This window comes from Streptomyces sp. NPDC025806 (assembly GCF_055558275.1).
In genome coordinates this window covers 118,200-138,944 of sequence record NZ_JBVHMU010000020.1, presented here as the reverse complement: position 1 = coordinate 138,944, position 20,745 = coordinate 118,200, and the positions used below count along the sequence as shown (strand labels likewise).

Genomic DNA, 20,745 nt, shown 5'->3' with positions numbered 1-20,745 from the left:
GTACTCACCCTCTCGGGCTTTCCTCCGGGCGCTTCCCTTCGGTCTTGCGTTTCCGACTCTATCAGACCGTTTCACCGGCCGATTTCCTCGGGGTCCTGCTGGTCTTGCTTTTCGCTTTCCGGCCTTTCGGCCTTCCTGCGGTGTTGACTCTATCAGATCCTTTCGGGCCTGATTCCCAGTCAACCGGGTTTGTCTTCCTGGCCGTTGGGCCGTTCCGACGTCCCAAACATTAGCGGATCCTCGCGGCAGTTCCTAATCGAGTCGATCAGGTCCTGCGCAACCCAATTTCGAATGGAATTCGGACATGCCGAAATCATTCCCGTTGGGAGATCGTGCTGGTGTGTGGGTGCCGCGTTCGCGGCGGAAGTTGCTGTCGCAGAACCGTTACGGCCCCGCGGCAACCCGAAGAACTTTACGGAGCGGGGAGGGTCGTGTCAACCCCCACCCGGTGAACAGCCTGGCGGGTTCCGTGCGGGTCTCAGTCCAGGTCGCTGAGCCGGCCGCCGGCGTCCGGCTGGGCGTGCTCGACGCGTCGGAGCAGGCGGGTGAGGACCTCTCCGAGGAGGCCGCGCTCCACGGAGGTGAGGTCCTGGAGGAGGTCCTCCTCGAAGACCGTGGCGAGGCGCATGGCCGCCAGCCACTTCTCGCGGCCTTCGGCGGTGAGCTCGACGATGACGCGCACGCGGTTGCTCTCGTCGCGGTCCCGGGTGACCAGGCCCTCCTGGACCATCCGGTCGATGCGGTGGGTCATCGCGGCGGGCGTGAGGCCCAGCCGCTTGGCGAGCTCGCCGGGGCCCATCCGGTACGGGGCGCCGGACAGGACGAGGGCCTTGAGGACCTCCCACTCGGCATTGCTGATGCCGATCTCCGCGGTCTGCCGGCCGTACGCCACGTTCATGCGCCGGTTGAGCCTGCCGAGCGCCGAGACGATCTGCTCGACCTGGGGGTCGAGGTCCTGGAACTCGCGCTGGTACGCGGCGATCTGCTCGTCGAGGGTCGGCTCCGCTGTCGGTCCGTCGGGGTTGTCCGCCATGCCGCGAAGTATGGCACGGGGCCAGTTGGCGTTGAAGTCCTTGGAGGTGTACTGTTTAGCTTCTAACTTTAGGTTCGAAGTCTTCAGGGTGAAGGCTTCACGAAAGAGGCAGGTGAAAGTGACCAGGGCGATGGGCGCCGCGATGCGGCGTGTGCAGGTGGGTAGCGCGCTGAGTTCGTTCGGCGTGGGCTTCACGGTTCCGTTCCTCTATGTCTATGTGGCAGAGGTCCGGGAGCTGGGGGCCGGTGCGGCGGGCATCGTGCTGGCCGCGTTCGCGATGGCCGCCCTCGTCGTCCTGCCGTTCACCGGCCGCGCCATCGACCGGCGCGGCCCCATGCCCGTCCTGCTCGTGGCGTCGGGTGTGGCGGCGGTCGGGGCCATCGGGCTCGGGCTCGCCGTCAGTGAGCCGGCGGCCATCGCGGCTGCCGCCGTGCTCGGCGCGGGCACGGCCGTGCTGCAGCCCGCGCTCGCCACGATGATCGTCTGGTGCTCCTCCCCGGAGACCCGCACGCGGTCCTTCGCCATGCAGTTCTTCCTGCAGAACCTGGGGCTCGGCATCGGTGGCCTGATCGGCGGCCAGATCGTCGACGTGAACCGGCCGGACAGCTTCCTGCTGCTCTTCGGCATCGAGGCCGTCATGTTCCTGGTCCTCGCGGGCATCGTGCTGACCGTGCGGATGCCGCAGGGGCAGCACCTCGGCGAGGCCGCGCCCAAGGGCGACTCCAAGGGCGGGCTGCGCACGCTGCTCGGGCACCGGGCGATGGTCCAGCTGTGCGTACTGGGCTTCGTGCTGTTCTTCGCCTGCTACGGCCAGTTCGAGTCCGGGCTGAGCGCCTACGGTGTCGAGGCCGCGGGGATCTCCCCGTCCACCCTGGGCATCGCCCTGGCGGCGAACACGGCGATGATCGTGGTCGCCCAGTTCGCCGTTCTGAAGTTCGTGGAGCGTCGCAAGCGCTCGCGCGTGATCGCCGCTGTGGGCATCATCTGGGCCGTCGCGTGGGCGGCCGCCGGATACGCGGGGCTCGGGCACGGCAGCCAGGCCATGGCCACTGCCGCGTTCATCTCGACGTACGCGCTGTTCGGGCTCGGTGAGGCGATGCTGTCGCCGACCGTGGCGCCGCTCGTCGCCGATCTGGCCCCGGACGGCATGGTCGGCTCGTACAACTCGGCGTTCGCGCTGGTCAAGCAGCTCGCGCTGGCCGTCGGGCCTGCCGTGGGCGGGCCCATGGGCGCCGCGCTGCACGGTCCGTACATCGTGACGTTCATGCTGTTCTCGCTGGGCATCACCGTGCTCGGGCTGCGGCTCGGGAAGCGGCTGACGCCGGTGCAGGACCAGCCGTCGCTGGCCGGCAGCCGGGTCGTCATGAAGGGCGCGCCCGAGCCGGCGACCACGGTGTCGGCCGGCTGAAGCGGCCGGGACAGGCCCTAGGGGGTGCTGTCGGGGAGGACGAACTCGCACCAGACGGCTTTGCCGCCGCCCGGTGTGCGGCGTGATCCCCAGTTCGAGGCGATGGTCGCGACGATCGCGATGCCGCGGCCCGTCTCGTCGCCCGGCTCCGCGCGGCGGCGCCGGGGCAGATGATCGTCGCCGTCGGTCACCTCGATGATCAGGCGGCGGTCCGTGCGGCGCAGGCGCAGGCGCATGGGCGGGGTGCCGTGCTGGAGCGAGTTCGCGACGAGTTCGCTGGCCGCGAGGACGCCCAGGTCGTGCAGGTCCGTCGGGAAGCGCCAGCTGGTGAGGACGCCGGAGGCGAAGGCGCGGGCGCGGGGGGCCGCCTCGACGCCGCCGAGCAGTTCGAGTGCGGCGTTGCGGAAGAGTTCGCCGTCGGTGCCCTTGCGGGCCGGGTGCTGGAGGACCAGGACGGCGACGTCGTCGTCGTGGTCGGCGCTGACGCCGAGGGCGCGCATCAGCCGGTCGCAGACGACCTGCGGGGTGCCGGTGGCGCCGGCCAGCGCGCGCTCCAGGGCGGCGACGCCCTCGTCGATGTCCTCGTCCCTGCGCTCGACCAGTCCGTCCGTGTAGAGGACGGCGGTGGAGCCGGGGCCGAGCGGGACCGAGCCCGAGGCGTGCAGCCAGCCGCCGGTGCCGAGGGGTGGCCCGGTGGGTTCCTCGGCGCGGTGGATGGTGCCGGTCTCGTCGCGGACGAGGATCGGCAGGTGGCCCGCGGACGCGTAGACGAGGCGGCCCTCGTTGGGGTCGTGGACCGCGTAGACGCAGGTGGCGATCTGGTGCGGGTCGATCTCGATGGCCAGGCCGTCGAGGAGCTGGAGCACCTCGTGCGGGGGCAGGTCGAGGCGCGCGTAGGCCCGGACTGCGGTGCGCAGCTGGCCCATGACCGCGGCGGCGCGGACGCCGCGTCCCATGACGTCGCCGATGACGAGGGCGGTACGGCCGCCGCCGAGGGTGATGACGTCGTACCAGTCGCCGCCGACCGCGGCCTCGGTGCCGCCGGGCTGGTAGGTGGCGGCGATGCGCAGGTCGTCGGGCTCCTCCAGTTCCTGCGGGAGCAGGGAGCGCTGGAGGGTGACGGCGGTCTCGCGCTGGCGGCGCTCGCTGGTGCGCAGCCGCTCGGCGGCCTCGGCGTGGTCGGTGACGTCGGCGGCGAAGATCAGGACTCCGGGGCCGGCGTCGGTCTCCAGCGGGGTGCAGGTGACGGTGTACGACCGGCCGCCCGAGGTCTTGCGGGACTTGACCGTGCGGGGCTTGGAGCTGCGCAGCACCTGGTCGAGGAGGGGCAGCAGGCTCAGTTCGTCGAGTTCGGGGAGCGCGGTGCGGGCGGGCTCGCCGGCGGGGCGTGCGCCGAAGGCGGCGACGTAGGCGTCGTTGAGGTAGGCGACGCGGTGCTCGGGGCCCTGGACGAGGGCGACGAGGCCGGGGATGCGGTCGAGGACGTCGCGGACGGGGAGGGTGTCGAGGCCGCCGTCGGGGCTCTCGTCGGGCCTGCGCTCGGCACGGGCCGCGGGGACGGCGCCCTCGCCTCGCTGGGGTGCTCCGTGGTCGGCTCGCGCTGCCGCGCGGCGCTGCGTTCCGGGGAGCCGGGCGCTCCAGCGGGTGAAGTTCACGGTGGGGAAAGCCTCGTGGGGTCGTGGTCGGGCGATGCGCCCGCCCATGGTCGGGGACCAGTCTGGCCGACCGTACTGACAAACGTCAGAGGCCGGACCGCCTGCGGTAGTTCCGCGTTCCGTACGTGGGGCCGTGTACGGGCCCGGGTGTGGGGCCGCCGTCGGGCCGTGGGACGGGCGTCAACGGTGCGGTCAGGACGACCCTTTCGGGTCCGGGGAGGGATCGTCGGCGGGTCCGTTCGGCGGGTCGGCAGAAGGGTCCGCAGGAGGGACACCACCGGCCGCGAGTTCGAACTCGGCGCGCGGCCGTTCCAGGGAGCCCAGCGAGACGATCTCCCGTTTGAACAGGCCGGAGAGCGTCCATTCGGTCAGAACACGGGCCTTTCGGTTGACGGTCGGCACCCGGCTGAGGTGGTAGACGCGGTGCATGAACCAGGCAGGGTAGCCCTTCAGCTTGCGTCCGTAGACGTGTGCGACGCCTTTGTGGAGGCCGAGGGAGGCGACGGATCCGACGTACGCGTGGGCGTAGTCGGTGAGGGGTTCGCCGCGCAGGGATGCGGCGATGTTGTCGCCGAGGGTCCTGGCCTGGCGGACGGCGTGCTGGGCGTTGGGCGCGCAGGTGCGGCCGGGCTCGTCGGCGGTGGTGTCGGGGACGGCTGCGGCGTCGCCGGCGGCCCAGGCGTGCGGGGCGCCGTCGACGGCGAGGGCGGCGGTGCAGGTGAGGCGACCGCGTTCGTCGCGGGGCAGGTCGGTGGCGGCGAGCAGCGGGCTGGGTTTGACGCCGGCGGTCCACACGACGGTGCGGGTGGGGAAGCGGGAGCCGTCGCTGAGGACGGCGACGCGGTTCTCGCAGGATTCGAGGCGGGTCTCGAGGCGTACGTCGATGTTGCGGCCGCGCAGTTCGCGGATCGTGTAGCGGCCCATCTCGGGGCCCACTTCGGGCAGGATCCGGTCGCTGGCCTCGACGAGGATCCATTTGAGGTCCTCGGGTCTGACGTTGTGGTAGTGCTTCGCGGCGAACCGGGCCATGTCCTCCAGCTCGCCGAGGGCCTCGACGCCCGCGTAGCCACCGCCGACGAAGACGAAGGTGAGGGCGGCGTCGCGGATCGCGGGGTCGCGGGTGGAGGAGGCGATGTCGAGCTGCTCGATGACGTGGTTGCGCAGGCCGACGGCTTCCTCGACGGTCTTGAAGCCGATGCCGTGGTCGGCGAGTCCCGGCACGGGCAGGGTGCGGGAGATCGAGCCGGGGGCGAGGACCAGTTCGTCGTAGGCGATCGAGGCGGGGCCCATGCCCTCGTCGGAGCTGGCGAGGGTCGTGTAGCGGGCGGTGCGCTTGGCGTGGTCGATGGACTCGACCTCGCCGACGATCACCTGGCAGTGCGGCAGGACGCGGCGCAGCGGGGCGACGACGTGGCGCGGCGAGATGGATCCGGCGGCGGCCTCGGGGAGGAACGGCTGGTACGTCATGTACGGGTCGGGGGTGATCACGACGATCTCCGCGTCCCCGTTCCGAAGCTCCCGTTTGAGCTTCTTCTGAAGGCGCAGGGCCGTGTACATCCCGACGTATCCGCCGCCGACGACGAGAATGCGCGCTGTGGGGGTCGTCCCCCGGTCGTTTGCTGCCCTCACCCTCCCATGACGCATCGGGCTCCTGCGTTTGTCCACAGCCCCGACCATTTGTGTGACGGAACGGAGTGCGCCGTACCGGTTGCGCCGGGTGGTGGGGTTCTCGGGAGGTGTGCAGGTCAGCGGGTGAGGGGGTGGGAGGTGCCGGGGGTGCATTCGGGGTGGAATCCCCGCGTACTCCGTTCGGGGGGCGCTCCGTGCGGAACCTGCCCCTTCTGAATTGACTCCCGGTCAACTATGTTCGTGTGCTGTCGGGGTGTCGGGGGACGCACTGACGGCGCCGCGGGTCGGCTGCCGGACTTCTCTGTCGGTTCCTCACGCTCCGGCTGACAAATGACGGGGAGTGTCTCCGGGGGGAGACGTCATTACCGGGGGAACACATATGCACATTCAGGATTCTCATTGGGCCTCGGCGTCCACCGCGACGCCCACCAGTGTCCCTGGCGGGGCCAACGGGCGGGGAGCGAGCGACAGTTCCCGCTCCACTCCGCTGCGGGTGGACGCACAGCGCAACCTGGAGCACGTGCTGCGCGCGGCCCGGGAGGTCTTCGGCGAGCTGGGGTACGGGGCGCCCATGGAGGACGTGGCGCGCCGCGCGCGCGTCGGTGTGGGCACGGTCTACCGGCGCTTTCCCAGCAAGGACGTGCTGGTGCGGCGCATCGCCGAGGAGGAGACGGCCCGGTTGACCGACCAGGCGCGTACCGCCCTCGGCCAGGAGGACGAGCCGTGGTCGGCGCTGTCGCGCTTCCTGCGGACCTCGGTCGCCTCGGGCGCGGGCCGGCTGCTGCCGCCGCAGGTGCTGCGCGTGGGCGTGGCCGACGAGCGGTCGGGGGCGGCCGGGGCACACGACGAGGCGCGGGTGCCGCAGCAGCGGGCCGCGGTCGAGGGGGCCGAGCTGCGGGTCGTGGACCGGCGTTCGGCGCCGGCCGAGGTGCTGCCCGCGGACGACGCGGGGGCGGCGGCGCTGCTCGACGTCGTGGGCCGGCTCGTGGACCGGGCGCGGGAGGCGGGTGAGCTGCGCACCGATGTGACCGTGGCGGACGTGCTCCTCGTGATCGCCACGGCGGCGCCCTCGCTGCCGGACGCCGCGCAGCAGGCCGCCGCGTCGTCCCGACTGCTCGACATCCTCCTGGAGGGCCTCCGCTCGCGTCCCGCGTGAGCGGGCGTTGCGGTCGGGGGGCTCGGTCCGGGGTCGCGGTCGGCGTGGCTGGTCGGGGGTCGCCGGTCGGGCCCTGGGCGGTTGTGTGGGGCGGTCGGGTAGGTGCGGTCGTGCGCCTGCGATCGCCCCTGCGTGATCGGCCACCACTGATCAGTCCCGAACGGTCGGCCGCCTGTGATCGGGCAGGTACTGCCGGGCCCGCGGTCGGCTGCGGGTGAGCGGCTGGGCAGGTGTGAGCACGCCTGTGGGGTCGGGCGCGTGTGAGTGCCCTCTGGGGCTGGGCGCCTCCGGGCGACGGCGTGCGGTCGGTCGACTTCGTACGGCCCGCGCGGGCGCAGCCCTGCGTAGGAACCATCTGTGACGGCCTGAACACGATGGGTCGGTATCTTTGTCCGTGGGCGGTGCGTGTGCGCCGTTCTCGGTCAACTGCCGGTCCGTGTACGGCCGTTGAGTCTTACCCCAATCGCCGAACACTAGTGCACCGTGGCTGGAAAACTCCACGGATGAGTGGTTGACGGGCAGCGACCGGCGCGGTGGGGCACCCGTGTGGCACTCTTTCCCGGTGGTTCGGGTCAGAGTGGGCGGTCGGGGGCTTCCGCGATGAGCGTTGACGGGCGGGACGAGCAGCAGCCCGACGGGCAGGGAACGAGCGGCGAGGGCCGCTCCCCCAGCGATGCCGCACAACAGGTGCCGAGCCAGGGCGGACCCGGCCGGGTCCAGCCGCCGGCGCCGGCCGATCCCGAGGTGTCCGTACCCGCGCAGCGCGAGAGCCTCGGCCCTGACGTCGCGGGCGTACCGGGTGCCGGCGGGGCCGACCTGCCGCCGTCCGACGCCGACCTGATCGGACAGATGCGCGCGGGCGACGACGGCGCCTACGAGCAGCTGTACCGCCGCCACGCGGCCGCCGTGCGCCGCTACGCCCGCACCTGCTGCCGCGACGGACACACCGCCGACGACCTCACCGCCGAGGTGTTCGCCCGCATGCTCCAGGCCGTGCGCGGCGGCAGCGGGCCCGAGCACGCGGTGCGCGCGTACCTCCTGACCACGGTGCGCCGGGTCGCCGCGGGCTGGACGAAGTCCGCGAAGCGGGAGCAACTGGTCGACGACTTCGCCGTGTTCGCCCAGCAGGCCGCCCGCTCCAGCGAGGTCTCCGACGACGACACGCTCGAGCTCGGCGCCGACGTCCGCGCGATGCACGAGGCCGAGCAGTCGATGGCCATGCAGGCCTTCCGCTCGCTGCCCGAGCGCTGGCAGGCCGTCCTGTGGCACACCGAGGTGGAGGACGAGTCGCCCAGCGACGTCGCCACCCTCTTCGGCCTCGACGCCAACGGCACGCGGGTGCTCGCCAAGCGCGCCCGCGAGGGCCTCAAGGAGGCCTACCTCCAGGCCCACGTCTCGGCCACCCTCATCCAGTCCGAGGAGTGCTCCCGCTACGCGGACCGGCTCGGCGCCTACGCGCGCGGCAGTCTGCGCACACGCGCCGAGCGTGGGCTGCGCAAGCACCTGGAGGAGTGCGCCAAGTGCCGGCTGGCCGCCGGCCAGATCAAGGAAGTCGCCGGCGGTATCCCGGGGGTCGTGCCGATCGCCGTCATCGGTTGGTTCGGTGCCGCCGGGTACGCGAAGGTCGCCGCGCTCATCGGCGGCGGCGCCCTGGGTGCGGCGGGCGCCGGTGGTGCGGCCGCCGCGACGGGCGGGACCTCGGGCGGCGCGGCCGGTGGTGCCGCGTCCGAGGGGCTCGGCGCCCCGGCGAAGGCGGGTATCGCGGCCGGTGTCGTGGCGACCGGCATCGCCGTGGCCGTCGCCATGGCGCTCACCGGCGGCGACGTGAAGAAGCCCGAGCCGGAGGCCCGCCAGGAGAAGCCGCCGGTCTCGCAGCCGATCGTGCCGCAGAAGCCGAAGCAGACCCCCAAGCCGCAGCCGCCGCAGCCGCCCGCCGCCGCGCCGAAGCCGGCACCGACTCCGCCGCCGTCCGAGAAGCCGAAGCCGACCCCCACGCCGACGCCGACGCCCACACCCACTCCCACCCCGAAGCCGACGCCCACCCCCACGCCGAAGCCGACGCCGACTCCGACCCCGAAGCCGACGCCTCCCCCGGCGCCCCCGGCCGTCTACCAGTGGAACCAGCTCTCGTACGGCGGCCTCGGCGACGGCACCGGGCCCGAGATGCGGTTCGGCAGCACCCCGGTCTGGCAGCGCACCGGCCTGTCGATCGCGGGGCAGCAGTACGCGCACGGCGTCTCGGTGGCGTCGACCTCCTCGGTCACCATCGACCTCAACCGCACCTGCAGCGCGTACGACGCCGTCGTCGGCGTCGACGACATGTCGCTCGGCATGGGCGCGGTCCGCTTCTCCGTCTACGTCGACGGGGCGCGGGCCTGGCAGTCGCCGGTCGTCCGGGGCGACCAGCCGGCGGTGCCCGTGCACGTCGGACTGTCCGGGGCCAAGACGATCCGCCTCGTGGTCGAACCGCACGCCCCCTTCGGCGCCGCGGCGATCGCGGACTGGGCGAACTCCCGCTTCACCTGCTCCTAGGGCGACACACGCCCTAGGGCGCGAGCTCGGCGAGGATCCGGTCCGGGGTGAGGGACCGGCCCTGCGCGCGCAGCGTCTCGTGGCGCGCGTCGCCCAGCTCGTCGCGCGCCCGGGACTCGACGTCCTCGTACGCCTTGCGCTCCGGATACGGGCGTGCCAGGTCGCCCCGCAGGGCGCCGGACGCGGCGAACAGGCGCACCGCACTCTCCAGGTCGCCCGCGCGCGCCTTGAGTTCGGCCCCGACGTCGATGAGGCCGCCCGTGACCGCCTCCGCGCACTGCTCCATCACCGCGTCCCGCAGCACCGACACGAGGAGCGCCAGGGCCGCCTCCGGTCCTGACTCGGCCGCCGTGACCCGGGCGTCGAGGGCACCCAGGACGGCGACGAACTGTGGCGGCGGCGTGCCGGCCTCCGCCAGGGCCCGGGCCTCGTCGCACTGCTCGCGCGCGGCGGCCACCTCACCGTCCGCCAGGAGCAGCTGGCCCCGCAGCAGCCGCACGAACGCCGTCGTGTCCGTCACCCCGACCTGGGACGCCTCGGCGTGCGCCACGTCGAGCGTCCGCCAGGCCGCCTTCTTGTCACCGGACCGGTAGGAGAGCTCCGCGAGCCGGGCCAGCAGGAACGGTGCCTCCGCGTACGCGCCGACCTCGTAGGCCAGCCGCAGCGACTCCTCGTACTCGGCCTGTGCCTCCTCCAGGAGGCCCCGCGCCATCGCCGCCTCGCCGGCCGCGCTGCTCACCTGGGCGCGCATCCAGCGGTCGCCCACCCTGCGGCTGATGTCCCGCAGCTCGGCCAGGTCGCCGTCCACACCCCGCATGTTGCCCGGCATGTCGACCGCCACATGGGTCCGGAACATCAGCGTCACGCCGATCTCCCAGTCACCGCCGTACCGACGGCAGTTGGCCAGCGCCGCGTCCAGGCTCGCCCGTACGTCCCGGCGCTCCTCGTCCAGGAAGAACAGCGAGAACGGCCAGATGATCCCCGGGAAACGGGCGCCGCGCGGGTTGGGCGGCTCGAACGCGGCCTGCACGCGCGCGATGTACTCCCGGTCGGCGTCGTCGCGCACCGTCTCCTGCGGCTTGGTGTCCGCGAGGAGGAACAGGTCCAGCAGCCGCAGGTTCATCCGCGGCCAGTACAGCGGGTGCTCCGGGTCGTCCGGGGCGTCGCGGCCGGGCAGCAGCGCGATGACGCGCTCCAGCCAGGCGACCGCCTCCGTACGGTAGTTGCGCAGCCACCAGAACCAGCCCATCAGCAACGTCAGCGCGATCGCCGTCTCCTCGTCCGGCGCGTCCGACGAGGCGGCACCGGACGAAGAGGCCGGCTGGGTCGCGCGGGCCAGAGCCGCCCTGATGTTGTCCAGCTCCGTCTCCAGGCGCTGGATCCACGGCAGTTGCTCCCCCGAACGGATCTTGGGGTCGGCCACTTCGAGCAGCGCGCGCACCCACGCGGTGTGCCGGTGCTCGGCGTCAGGGCGCAGGCCCGGGAACTCGGCGGCGCGCTCCGTGGCGTACTCGTGGATCGTCTCCAGCGTCCGGTAGCGCATCCCGGCCGCGACGCCCGGCTGTGAGGTGGCGATGAGCAGGGATTTGTCGAGGAGGGAGCCCAGGGCGTCCGCCGTCGTGGCGGGCGGGGCCGCGCACACCGACTCGGCGGCCTCCAGGTCCCAGCCGCCGGCGAACACCGACAGCTCGCACAGCACCCTGCGCTCCTGCTCGTCCAGCAGGTCCCAGGACCAGTCGACGACCGCGCGCAGGGTCTGCTGGCGGGGCAGCACGGTGCGGCTGCCGCCGGTCAGGAGGCGGAAGCGGTCGTCGAGGCGGTCGGCGATCTGGCGCGGGGTGAGCAGCCGGAGCCGGGCCGCCGCCAGCTCGATGGCCAGCGGCAGGCCGTCGAGGCGCCGGCAGATCTCCGCCACTGCCTCCCGATCCTGGGCGGGGTCGAAACCGGGGCGGACCGCGGCGGCCCGTTCGGCGAACAGGCGGGAGGCGGGGTCCGGCGGCAACGGCTCGACGGGGCGGACGGACTCCCCCGGGACTCCGAGGGGTTCGCGGCTGGTGGCGAGGATCGTCAGGGACGGGCAGTGCGTGAGCAGGGTCTCGGCGAGCTGGGCCGCCGCGTCGATCACATGCTCGCAGTTGTCAAGGATCAGGAGCAGGCCGCGCTGGGCGCAGTGCTCGATGAGGAGCCGCGTCGGGTCGTCCTGCGGCACGGTCGACATCTCGCTCGTCATCAGAACCGTCTCGCGAAGGCCCAGAGCGCTGACGACCGCGCCGGGGACCGCCCTCGGATCGTCCAGCGGCGCCAGCTCGACCAGCCAGGCCGGGGAGAAGGACGTCGCTGCCTCTTCCGCCAGGCGGGTCTTGCCGGAGCCGCCCGGACCCGTGAGCGTGACCAGGCGTGCACCTCGCAAGTCAGAACGGATGGCGTCCAGTTCGGGTTCCCGCCCCACGAAACTGTTCAGCCGGGGGCGGAGGTTGCCGTTCCGGACGGGGGTCCGCGCGGCGGGCGGCTCCACCGGCGGCCCGGCCGCTTCGGCTCGCTCGGCTCGTTCGGCTCGTTCGGCGGGGGCCGCCGAGAGGAGTTCGGCGTGGATGCGCCGGAGGTCCGGCCCCGGGTCCGTGCCCAGGCCGTCGGCGAGGGTGCGGCGGGCCTGTTCGTACGCGGCGAGGGCGTCGGCGCCCCGGCCCGCGGCGCGCAGGGCCCGGATCAGCAGGGCGTGCAGCGGCTCGTCGTACGGGTGAGCCGTGGTCAGTTCCCGTAGCTCCGGTACGAGGTCGGGGGCGCGGCCCAGCAGCAGGTCGGCCTCGGCCCGGGCGCGGGTCGCCTCCAGGCGCTGGGCCTCCAGGCGGCGGGCCTCGGGGCGGATGGCGCCGTCGAGGTGCGGGAGGTCGGTCAGGGCCGGGCCGTGCCACAGGGCCAGGGCGTCGCGCAGGGTGCGGGCCGCGGTGTCCGGGGCGTTCTCGGCGAGGGCGCGGGTGCCGTCCCGGGTGAGGCGCGCGAACACGTGGGCGTCGATGTCGTCGCGGGCGGCGGCCAGGCGGTAACCGCCGGCCTCCGAGGTGACGGCGTCCTTGCCGAGGGCTCGGCGGAGACGGGCGACGAGAGCCTGGAGGGCGGCGGGGGCGTCGGCCGGCGGGGTGTCGGTGTCGGGCCAGACGTCGTCGATAAGGGTGTGGACGGGCGCGGGGTGGGGGGCGTGCAGGGCCAGGGAGGTGAGGAGGGCGCGGAGGCGGGGGCCGGCCAGGGGTACGGGTGTGTCGCCGTTCGCGTCGTCGATCGCCTGTGTGGCGCCCAGGATTCTGTACTGCACCCGGGCATTGTCGCCGCTCCGGGTGTGCGGGGCGCGGGGTTTACGGGGCTGGGCGGGTCCACGGTGTGCCCTGCCGGGGCGCGGGGTTTCACTACGGTCCTCTGAATCGCGCACCCGGCACCTGGGTGCCGCGTTGCCCACCCTCCCCCAAGCTCTCGGCTTCGCTCGAGCAGGGGGTACCCCCATCGCCCCAGGCGGCAGACTGCCCAAGGCTGGGTCGACCGTATGCGCACCCAGGACTGGAGTGCTGGTCGAAGGAGTCCCGTCAGGACAACCCCGAGCCCAAGGCTCGGGCCGGGGTGACCGTGCCGGAGGGGACCGCTCGGGCTCGGGCGGGGGTGCCCGTCCAGCACGTGCCACGCCGCGCCAGCAGCCTCCGTAGCCACAGCTCCAGCGAGACCAGCTCGGCGAGCCCGTCGACGGGCAGCGGCTCCCCGTCGGCCGCCGCGCGGAGCGCCTTGCGGACGACCCGGGCCTCGACGAGCCCGGTCTGCGCGAGCAGCGGGGTGTCGAAGAGGCCGATCAGCGTGTCCGCCGAGGCCCGCAGCCCGGTGCGGGCGGCGGCGGCCGAGGAGGCGTGGGAGGGCGCGCCCCAGCCCGGCGGGAGGTCCGTGACGCCGGCGCCCTCCAGGACCGTACGGAGAATGTCCGCGCGGGCCCCCGGCTGGACGCGGAGCGCTTCCGGCAGGGCGCGGCACGCGCGGACCACCTGGTTGTCGAGGAACGGCGCGTGCAGCCGCTGGAAGCGGACCTCGGCGGCCTGTTCGAGGATGCGCAGGTCCGCGGCGTGCCGGGCCAGCGCCGCGCGGGCCCGGAACTCGCCGGGACGCTGCCCGGGCCCGGGTCCCGGCCGCGTCGCCCCGGCCTGTAGGCGAACCGATACTTCAGCAAGGGCCTCGCCGGTCAGCCAACGGGCGGCGGGCCCGGGTCTGGCCCAGGTGAGCGCGGCGAGCGAGGCCCCGACCGCCCCCGCGGACCCGCCCGGATCGTCGAAGCGCCGCTGCCGCAGCAGCTCGGCCAGGCCGTCCAGCCCGGCCCGGTAGGGCGTGCGGGCGAGCTTGCGCGCGGCGCCGTACACGCGCGCGGGCACGGTGAACGAACCGTCCGCCTTCGTGAGCGCGGCGACGGGCCGCAGCATGTGGCGGCGCCGACGGTCCATCAGGAGGTCGGTGAGGCGCGCCGGATGCGCGTCGAGCACCTGGCGTGCGCCGTACCCCGTGAAGTGGTCGGCGCTCCCGGAGGCGAGCCGCGCGCGGTGCCGGGCGGCGGAGACGAGCACGGGGCTCGGCTCGTCCGTGAGCGGGCCGTCCAACTCCGCGTAGGGGAGCGTCTCTTCGCCGCCGGCCACGACGACGTGGTGCAGGCGCGGATTCGCGGCCAGCGCCCCCGCGCGCTCCCGCTCGGCCTCGTGGTGGGTCGGCGCGGCCGACAGGTCGTTGAAGGTCACCGCGAGGAGCCGCTCGCCGGCGCCCGTGCCGTGCCCGAGGACGGTGCCGGGCAGCCCGGGCAGCCCCGCCGCGAGCAGCGCCAGCGTGCCGGAGGCGGGCCCGCCCGAGAGGTCCGCGCCGATGCCGGGCACGGGCATGCCGCGGGCGGCGCGCCGCTCGGCGGGCCCCATGCCGGGCACGGGCCCGGGGTCGAGGTCGGTGCCGGGCACGTGCCGGGGGGCGGCGAGCCGGGTGCGTACGGCGTCCACGAGGGCGTCCCGTACGCCGTCCACGGCGTCGGCGGGGTCGGTGGGGGTGGCGGCGACGGCGAGGGACGCGACGGGCTCGTAGCCGGCGATCTCGCGGGAGCCGGCGCGCAGCACGAGCGCGTGGCCGGGCGGGATGCGGTGGACGCCTTCGTAGGGCGTCGAGTCGTGCAGGGCCTCAGGGACGTCCGGGGCCGCGAGCAGCGCGGCGAGATGTCCGACGTCGAGGTTGGCCTCGATGAGGTCGGCGAGCGGGAGGGCGGCGGTGGCGTACGCGGTGCCGCCGGCCCAGGGGGTGTGGAAGACGGGCCGGGCGCCCGCGAGGTCGCCGAGGACGGTGACGCGGCGGCCGGCCTGGACGACGGCCGTGTAGCTGCCGGGCCAGGCGGTCAGGTGGCGCAGGGCGCCGCCGCGGGCGGCGAACAGGCCGACGCGCAGCTGCTCGTCGGAGGCGCCGCACACGCCGAGGACGGCGATGCGGGTCTGGTCGTCGACCTTCACCATGCGCACTTCGTCTGGGCGCCAGTCACCGACCGCCCACAGCGGATCCGGGTCTCCCCACAGGAGTTGGGACCCGACCGGGTGGACCGTCTCGCCGTCCGTACCGGTCGCTCCGGCGGAGCCGGGGGTGACAGGCCCGGCGGCGGTACTGCTCCACCCCACCAACCACCGCATCGCCGCCTCCACAAGCTGTGGACATCCAAGGGGGACCCATGCTGCCACGAAGCCGGCGTCGGGGAGGATGCAAGTGGGCACGCGAAACTGGGGCGCGCTCCCCCTCGTGCGCCCCCGATACCGCCCCGATGCGCCCGTTTTGAGCGATGGTTGAAGCGCGACGGACCCGCGGCGCTACCCACGCAGCGTGGGACGACAACGGAACAACAGCGGCGAGATTCGGCCAAATCGGCGCGGGATGGCCGGAGCCGGCCGACCCGCTTCGGCCACAGCGCGCAACGCGCAGTCCGGGAGGCTCGGTCGGCCTCCCGGACCGTTCCGCCACCCGCGGGGATGAAGGCGGCGGTGTCCCCCAGCCCGCTGGATCCAGTACGGCGGGCCGACCCACGCAGGTCCCATGGAAGCCCTCTCCCCAGGGCCGGCCAAGAGCGCACGCGCAGGCGCACGGCACCACGGGTGGAGCACACGGTCACACGGCGTGGCCTGCGCCGCACTTCAGTACGGACAACAATCCCGCCATCTGGAACCGCCGCCCTTAACGCTTGGGATCCGGCGAACTACGCTGGGTGTACGAATGCCGCGCGGTTATGCCAGGCCGAGTCGGGCCGTCTTCTCGGCGTAGCCGCCAGGCGCGGCAGCCGTCTGTGTCGAGGGGTGACGCATGTCCAGGGAGCTACGCGGGCCGAACGAGAAGCTCGGCGCCGTTCTCGCCCTCGCGGGAATCAGCAACGCGGGACTGGCGCGCCGGGTCAACGACCTGGGGTCGCAGCGCGGACTGACGCTGCGCTACGACAAGACGTCGGTGGCCCGGTGGGTGTCGAAGGGCATGGTGCCGCAGGGCGCCGCCCCGCACCTGATCGCCGCCGCGATCGGCCAGAAGCTGGGCCGGCCTGTGCCGTTGCACGAGATCGGCCTCGCGGACGCGGACCCCGCGCCCGAGGTCGGCCTCGCCTTCCCGCGGGACGTGCGGGCGGCGGTGAAGTCGGCGACGGAGCTGTACCGGCTCGACCTCGCCGGCCGCCGGGCGGGCGGTGGCGGGATCTGGCAGTCCCTCGCGGGCTCCTTCGCGGTCAGCGCGTACGCCACGCCCGCCTCGCGCTGGCTGATAACCCCGGCCGACTCGTCGGTCGCGCGGGAGGCGCACAGCGCCGAGGAGGGCGCACCGCAGAAGGTCGGCCACAGTGATGTGCGCAAGCTGCGCGAGGCCGCGGAGGACGCGCGGCGCTGGGACTCCAAGTACGGGGGCGGGGACTGGCGTTCGTCCATGGTGCCGGAGTGTCTGCGGGTGGAGGCGGCTCCGCTGCTGCTCGGCTCGTACTCGGACGACGTGGGCCGCTCCCTGTTCGGCGCATCGGCCGAACTGACGCGCCTGGCCGGGTGGATGGCCTTCGACACCGGGCAGCAGGAGGCGGCGCAGCGGTACTACATCCAGGCACTGCGGCTCGCGCGGGCCGCGGCGGACGTGCCGCTCGGCGGCTATGTGCTCGCCTCCATGTCGCTGCAGGCGACGTACCGGGGCTTCGGGGACGAGGGCGTGGACCTGGCGCAGGCGGCCCTGGAGCGGAACAAGAGCCTGGCGACGGCGCGCACGATGAGTTTCTTCCGGCTCGTCGAGGCGCGCGCCCACGCGCGTACCGGTGACGCGCACGCGGCCGGAGCCTCGCTGCGGGCGGCGGAGGGCTGGCTGGAGCGGGCCCGCGACGGGGACAACGATCCGTCCTGGCTCGGCTTCTACTCCTACGACCGTTTCGCGGCGGATGCGGCGGAGTGCTACCGGGACCTGAAGGCGCCCCGGCAGGTGCGCCGGTTCACGGAGCAGGCGCTTTCGAAGCCCACGGAGGAGTTCGTGCGCTCGCACGGGCTGCGTCTGGTGGTGTCGGCGGTTGCCGAGCTGGAATCGGGGAACCTGGACGCGGCGTGCGAGCAGGGCACGCGCGCGCTGGAGGTCGCGGGCCGCATCTCCTCGGCCCGCACCACCGAGTACGTCCGGGACCTGCTGCACCGCCTGGAGCCCTACGGCGACGAGCCGAGAGTGGTGGAATTACGAGAACGGGCGCGGCCTCTCCTGATGGCGCCGGCGTAGTCCCCTGCCGGGGTCGTGCCGTCGGTCGCCCGGGGTCGGGCGCAGCGCACACAGCGCGTTGTCAGTGGCGTCGGGCAAGATGCAGGGCGTGGAGGTGAGGCCTGGTGGGGACGGCTGCGTTCGACGGGGATGTGTTGGTGGTCGGCGGGGGGATCGTCGGTCTGTCCACCGCCTATGCCGTCTCGCGGGCCGCGCCGGGCACGCGGGTCGTCGTCCTGGAGAAGGAGCCGGGCCCGGCCCGGCACCAGACGGGGCGTAACAGCGGGGTGATCCACAGCGGGATCTACTACCGGCCGGACTCGCTGAAGGCGCGGTACGCGGTGCGCGGGGCGGCCGAGATGGTCAAGTTCTGCGCGGAGTACGGGATCCCGCACGAGGTCACCGGGAAGCTGATCGTCGCCACGGACCGGGACGAGCTGCCGCGCCTGCACGCGCTGGTCCAGCGCGGCAGGGAGAACGGGATCTCGGTGCGGGAGCTGGGCCCCGCCCAGATCCAGGAGTACGAGCCCGAGGTGCGGGGGCTCGCCGCGATCCATGTGGGGACGACGGGCATCGCGGACTACCGCGCGGTCGCGGAGCGGTTCGCGGAGGTGTCCGGGGCGGAGATCCGGTACGGGGCGGAGGTCGTGCAGATCGACCGGCGGCCCGATCTCGGGGTCGCGGTGCGCACGCGCGCGGGGGACGTGGTGCGGGCGCGGGTGATGGTGAACTGCGCAGGGCTGCGGTGCGACGAGGTGGCGCGGCTCGCCGGGGACGACCCGGGGATGCGGATCGTGCCCTTCCGGGGGGAGTACTTCGAGCTGGCACGGCCCGAGCTGGTGCGCGGCCTTGTCTATCCGGTGCCGGATCCGGCGTTCCCGTTCCTCGGGGTGCATCTGACGCGGGGCATCGACGGCGGCGTCCACGTGGGGCCGAACGCGGTGCCGGCGCTGGCCCGCGAGGGGTACGGGTGGGGGGTCGTGCGGCCCCGTGAGCTGGCCGGGACGCTCGGCTGGCCCGGGTCGTGGCACATAGCGCGGCGGCACTGGCGGTACGGGGCGGGCGAGATCGTGCGGTCCGTGTCGAAGGGGGCGTTCACGCGGGCCGTGCGCCGGCTCGTGCCGGCCGTGGAGTCGGGGGATCTGGTGGCGGCGCCGGCCGGTGTGCGGGCCCAGGCCGTGCTCCGTGACGGGACGCTGGTCGACGACTTCCTCATCCGCGAGGGAGCCCGCACGGTGCACGTCCTGAACGCGCCGTCGCCGGCGGCGACGGCGTCCCTCCCCATCGGCCGCGAGATCGCCCGCCGGGTGCTGGCTTCGCTGTAGCCCCGGCGCCGTAGCCCCGGCGCCGCGGCCCGCGCTGCCGCTTCGCCGGGTACGTAAAATCGTGGGCATTGTGTCTGAGTCACCTGAGATCCCCAGCGCCGCCGCACCGTCCGCGCCCGCCGCACCGTCCGCCCCGTACGAGGACGCCGCTCGGGCCGCTGCCGCCGCGGCCCGGCCCAACGAGCCCCGGTTCCCGGACGGGCCGCGGCCCGATCCCGCCGGGTCGCACTTCGAGCGGCGGATCCGGAGTTTCCAGCCGCGCCGCAGCCGGGTCACCACCGCGCAGGCGGACGCGCTGGAGCGGCTGTGGCCCAAGTGGGGGCTCGACATCGACGGGCAGCGGGTGCTGGATCTGCCGGGGATGTTCCCCGGGGTCGAGCGGATCGTGCTGGAGATCGGCTTCGGGATGGGGGAGGCCACCGCGCAGATGGCCGCGGAGGACCCCACCACCGGGATCCTCGCCGTCGACGTGCACACCCCGGGCCAGGGCAACCTGCTCAACCTGGCGGACCGCAACGGACTGACGAACATCCGGGTCGCCAACGGTGACGCGATCATCCTGCTGCGCTCGATGCTGCCGGACGACTGCCTGGACGGCCTGCGCGTCTACTTCCCGGACCCGTGGCCGAAGAAGCGGCACAACAAGCGCCGCCTGATCCAGCCCGAGTTCCTGTCGCTGGTCGCCGGCCCGCTGAAGCCCGGCGCGCTCGTGCACTGCGCGACGGACTGGGAGGACTACGCGGAGCAGATGCTCGAGGTCCTCACCGCGCACCCGGACTACGTGAACACGATTGCGGACGGCGGCTACGCCCCGCGCCCCGAGTTCCGCCCCCTGACCCGGTTCGAGGGCAAGGGCCTGGACAAGAGCCACGTGGTGCACGACCTGCTGTTCACGCGCCGCTGAGCCCGCGGGGAGCACGGGCCCCGTCGCGGCGACCCGCATCCCTCGTTAGGGTCAATCCGTGGCCCCGTACCCCACCTATCCACCGCATCAGGACCACGCCCTCGGCACCCCGCCGAGCGGCGCGGTCCCGCATCCGCGCTGGTGGGAACGGAAGGGCGTGCAGGCCACGGCTCTCGCCGCGCTGCTCGCGCTGTCCGGTGCGGTGATCCTGGCGCTGGTGCGGGAGCAGACCGGCACGGAGGGCTTCCTCGTCGGCCTCGGCCTGGCCGTGCTGCCCGTGCCGCTGCTGATATCCGCGTTCCGCTGGCTGGACCGGGTCCGGCCGGGCCCCTGGCGGAACACCGTGTTCGCGTTCGCGTGGGGTGCCTGCGCGGCGGCCCTCATCGCGATCGTGGCGAACAGTTTCGCGACCCGCTGGATAGCGACCGCGACCGCCGACCCGACCAGCGCCGACACCCTCGGAGCCACCGTCATAGCCCCCGTCGTCGAGGAGTCGGCGAAGGCGGCGGCGGTCCTGCTCGTCTTCCTGTTCCGCAGACGGGACTTCGCCGGGGTCGTCGACGGCATCGTCATCGCCGGGGTCACCGCGACCGGCTTCGCCTTCACGGAGAACATCCTCTATCTGGGCAACGCGTTCGGCACCGACCAGATCAGCGGCACGGGCCCCGGCCTCAGCTCGGTGACCGCCGCGACGTTCTTCGTCCGCGTCATCATGTCGCCGTTCGCGCATCCGCTGTTCACGGTGCTGACCGGCATCGGCTTCGGCATCGCCGCCGTCACCGCCCCCGACCGCGGCCAGGTCCGCCGCGTGCTGCTGCCGCTGGCCGGACTGCTCACCGCGATGGGCATGCACGCCTTCTGGAACGGCTCGTCGAACTTCGGCGAGTACGGCTTCTTCGCCGTCTACGCCACGTTCATGGTGCCGGTGTTCGGCCTGGTCACCTGGCTCGCCGTGTTCCTGCGCCAGCGCGAACTGCGCGCCGTCCGCGAGGAACTGCCCGCCTACGTGGCCGCGGGCTGGCTGGCCCTGCCCGAACCCTTCGCGCTCGGCTCGCTCAAGGCGCGCCGCCTGGCCCGCGAGTACGCGGCGCACTTCGGCGGCAAGGAGGCGCTGAGGGCGGTCACCGAGTACGAGGAGTACGCGACCTCGCTCGCCCTGCTGCGCCGGCGCGGCGCCCGCGGCCGGGCCGGCTCCGACTTCGTCGTACGGGAGCGGGAACTGCTCGACGCGCTGTGGCAGCGGCAGGGCTACGCACGGGCCGCCCTCGCGTACGCGGCCCGCGCCGTCGTCCCCGTGTGGCCGGTGTACGCGGGGCCGCCGGCGCAGGGGCCTCCTTACAACCCGTACCGGTACTAGAGCGGC

General features: G+C 73.6%; 12 protein-coding genes. 7 read left to right on the top strand and 5 right to left on the bottom strand.

Annotated features, from left to right (window positions below):
- Positions 1-478 precede the first annotated feature (478 nt).
- A complete protein-coding gene (locus ACZ4E1_RS34055) occupies positions 479-1,033 on the bottom strand; it encodes a MarR family winged helix-turn-helix transcriptional regulator (RefSeq protein WP_467546786.1) in 555 nt (184 codons plus the stop codon).
- Positions 1,034-1,163: 130 nt separating this feature from the next.
- Here ACZ4E1_RS34055 and ACZ4E1_RS34050 point away from each other — a divergent pair, with 130 nt between their 5' ends.
- A complete protein-coding gene (locus tag ACZ4E1_RS34050) occupies positions 1,164-2,441 on the top strand; it encodes an MFS transporter (protein ID WP_467546797.1) in 1,278 nt (425 codons plus the stop codon).
- Positions 2,442-2,458: 17 nt separating this feature from the next.
- Here ACZ4E1_RS34050 and ACZ4E1_RS34045 read toward each other — a convergent pair whose 3' ends face one another.
- Both ACZ4E1_RS34045 and ACZ4E1_RS34040 read right to left on the bottom strand, forming a co-directional pair.
- On the bottom strand, positions 2,459-4,096 hold the full coding sequence (locus ACZ4E1_RS34045; protein ID WP_467546784.1) for an ATP-binding SpoIIE family protein phosphatase: 1,638 nt from the start codon (positions 4,094-4,096) through the stop codon (positions 2,459-2,461).
- Positions 4,097-4,288: 192 nt separating this feature from the next.
- Positions 4,289-5,740, bottom strand: a complete 1,452-nt coding sequence (locus ACZ4E1_RS34040; protein WP_467546782.1) for an NAD(P)/FAD-dependent oxidoreductase — start codon at positions 5,738-5,740, stop codon at positions 4,289-4,291.
- Between the two features lie 364 nt (positions 5,741-6,104).
- On the opposite strand from ACZ4E1_RS34040, the gene ACZ4E1_RS34035 reads away from it, so the two are divergent.
- On the top strand, positions 6,105-6,881 hold the full coding sequence (locus ACZ4E1_RS34035) for a TetR/AcrR family transcriptional regulator (protein WP_467546780.1): 777 nt from the start codon (positions 6,105-6,107) through the stop codon (positions 6,879-6,881).
- A 600-nt stretch (positions 6,882-7,481) separates the two neighbouring features.
- Positions 7,482-9,413 carry a sigma-70 family RNA polymerase sigma factor gene (locus tag ACZ4E1_RS34030; RefSeq protein ID WP_467546778.1) on the top strand — a complete coding sequence of 644 codons (1,932 nt, stop codon included), beginning with the start codon at positions 7,482-7,484 and terminating at the stop codon, positions 9,411-9,413.
- Between the two features lie 13 nt (positions 9,414-9,426).
- Here the strand turns inward: ACZ4E1_RS34030 and ACZ4E1_RS34025 are convergent, their stop codons facing one another.
- Both ACZ4E1_RS34025 and ACZ4E1_RS34020 read right to left on the bottom strand, forming a co-directional pair.
- Positions 9,427-12,723: a BTAD domain-containing putative transcriptional regulator gene (locus tag ACZ4E1_RS34025; protein ID WP_467546776.1), complete on the bottom strand. Its 3,297-nt coding sequence runs from the start codon at positions 12,721-12,723 to the stop codon at positions 9,427-9,429.
- Between the two features lie 265 nt (positions 12,724-12,988).
- On the bottom strand, positions 12,989-15,091 hold the full coding sequence (locus ACZ4E1_RS34020; protein ID WP_467546775.1) for an asparagine synthase-related protein: 2,103 nt from the start codon (positions 15,089-15,091) through the stop codon (positions 12,989-12,991).
- A gap of 661 nt (positions 15,092-15,752) precedes the next feature.
- Here ACZ4E1_RS34020 and ACZ4E1_RS34015 point away from each other — a divergent pair.
- The 4 genes from ACZ4E1_RS34015 (at position 15,753) to ACZ4E1_RS34000 (ending at position 20,739) form a co-directional block, all read left to right on the top strand.
- Positions 15,753-17,174, top strand: coding sequence for an MFS transporter (locus ACZ4E1_RS34015; RefSeq protein WP_467546774.1), 1,422 nt, complete (start codon positions 15,753-15,755; stop codon positions 17,172-17,174).
- Between the two features lie 104 nt (positions 17,175-17,278).
- On the top strand, positions 17,279-18,478 hold the full coding sequence (lhgO, locus tag ACZ4E1_RS34010) for an L-2-hydroxyglutarate oxidase (protein WP_467546772.1): 1,200 nt from the start codon (positions 17,279-17,281) through the stop codon (positions 18,476-18,478).
- 70 nt (positions 18,479-18,548) lie between these two features.
- Positions 18,549-19,382, top strand: coding sequence for a tRNA (guanosine(46)-N7)-methyltransferase TrmB (gene trmB / locus ACZ4E1_RS34005; RefSeq protein ID WP_467546770.1), 834 nt, complete (start codon positions 18,549-18,551; stop codon positions 19,380-19,382).
- Positions 19,383-19,440: 58 nt separating this feature from the next.
- The gene (locus ACZ4E1_RS34000) at positions 19,441-20,739 is read left to right on the top strand and encodes a PrsW family intramembrane metalloprotease (RefSeq protein WP_467546768.1); all 1,299 of its coding nucleotides are present in this window, start codon (positions 19,441-19,443) and stop codon (positions 20,737-20,739) included.
- Positions 20,740-20,745 lie beyond the last annotated feature (6 nt).